Origin of the sequence: Accumulibacter sp. (genome assembly GCF_031732815.1) — a bacterium.
Taxonomy (GTDB): domain Bacteria; phylum Pseudomonadota; class Gammaproteobacteria; order Burkholderiales; family Rhodocyclaceae; genus Accumulibacter.
The window spans coordinates 10,957-12,717 of the sequence record NZ_JAVMKF010000307.1 but is presented as its reverse complement, the minus strand read 5'-3'; the positions used below and the strand labels follow the sequence as shown (position 1 = coordinate 12,717).

Here is a 1,761-nt window from a genome sequence, read left to right as displayed (position 1 = left end):
TACCGGCCTGTCACGCCGGGGGTCGCGGGTTCGAGCCCCGTCCACTCCGCCAATGCCGAAAAGGGCGAACGCAAGTTCGTTTTTGCTCCGCTTTTTCCCATTTCCGCTGCGTTTTTCGCTGAATCAGATCGCGAGCCTGCACATGTTCGACTCCGTCCGCAACAACAAGAGAGCAGTTCAGATATTTCTCGCCTTGATCACGTTGCCGTTCGCATTCTGGGGGGTCGACTCGTACGTGCGTAACGTCGGGGCGGGGAGCGATCTCGCCAGCGTCGGCGATTCGAAGATCAGCTTGCAGCATTTCGACCAAGCCTGGCGCGTTCAGCAGGACCGGATGCGGCAGCTCCTCGGCGCCAACTACCGGCCGGAGGCGATGAATACACCCGAAGCCAGAATGGCTGTCCTCGAAGCGCTGATCGACCAGCGTCTGCTGCTGCTCGAGGCGGGGAAGAACCGTCTGGTGACCGGCGACGAGATGCTGCGCGAGGTGATCGGCCGCATCCCGGCGCTGCAGGAGAACGGCCAGTTTTCGCTGACGCGCTATCAGTCGGCGCTGGCGGCGCAGGGCATGTCGCAGGCACAGTTCGAGGCGCAGTTGCGTCAGGACCTGACGCTGCAACAACTGATCGGCGCGATCGGTGATACGGCGATCGTCGGCAGCGAAGTCGGCGACGCGCTGCTCCGCCTGCAAAGCGAAGAGCGGCACATTGCCGAGTGGCGGATCAGCGCGGAGCAATTCGCCGCGCAGGTGAAAATCGATCCAGCGGCGGTGCAGAAGGTCTACGACGAGAATCCGAAACGCTTCGAGACGGCCGAGCAGGCACGCGCCGAATATGTGATTCTCTCGCTTGATTCGCTGCTCGCGCAGACTGCCGTCAGCGAGGGCGACGTGAGCGCCTGGTATCAAGGACACAAGGACCGCTACCAGCAGGCTGAAGAGCGGCGTGCCAGCCATATCCTGCTGACCGGCGACGGCGATAAGGCGAAAGCGAAAGCCAAAGCTGAAGAGGTACTGAAGGAAGTGCAGAAGACACCGGAGCGCTTTGCCGAAATCGCCCGGCAGCACTCGCAGGATCCGGGGTCGGCCGAAAAGGGTGGCGACCTCGGTTTCTTTGCTCGCGGGATGATGGTCAAGCCTTTCGAGGAAGCCGCTTTTGCGTTGCGCGAAAACGAGATTTCGCAGCTCGTCGAGTCCGATTTCGGCTACCACATCATCCGTCTGACGGGCGTCAAGCCGGGCAAGCTGCGGGCGTTGAACGAAGTGCGCGGTGAAATCGAAGACGAACTGAAGCGGCAGGCGGCGTCGCGGCAGTTTGCCGAGGCTGCCGAGTCGTTCAGCAACATGGTCTATGAGCAGGCAGACAGCCTGCAGCCGGTAGCCGACAAGTTCAAGCTGAAGATCGAGCAATCGGCGTGGTTGCCGCGCAATGCCAGCCCCGAGGTGATCGCTGCGCTTGGTCCGCTGGGCAATACCAAGCTGCTGACCGCGCTGTTTGCCGACGATTCACTGAAGAACAAGCGCAACACCGAAGCCGTCGAGATTGCCCCGAACCGCCTGCTGGCGGCGCGTGTCGTCGAGCACAGGCCGGCCAGCCTGCGGCCGTTTGCTGAAGTCAAGAGCGAGATCGAAAGCACGCTGCGCGCCGAGGAATCGGCAGCCCTGGCGCGCAAGACGGGCGAAAGCAGGCTCGCCGAGTTGCGCGCGGGTGACGACAAGCTGCCGTGGTCGACCGTGCGCAGCGTTGGGCGGAACGACGCGCG

Annotated in this window: 1 protein-coding gene; it reads left to right on the top strand. The window is 62.9% G+C overall.

What is annotated here, in order from left to right; genetic code table 11:
• Positions 1-142: 142 nt before the first annotated feature.
• A partial coding sequence (locus tag RKP46_RS18475; protein ID WP_311107984.1) for a SurA N-terminal domain-containing protein occupies positions 143-1,761 on the top strand: 1,619 nt, incomplete at its 3' end.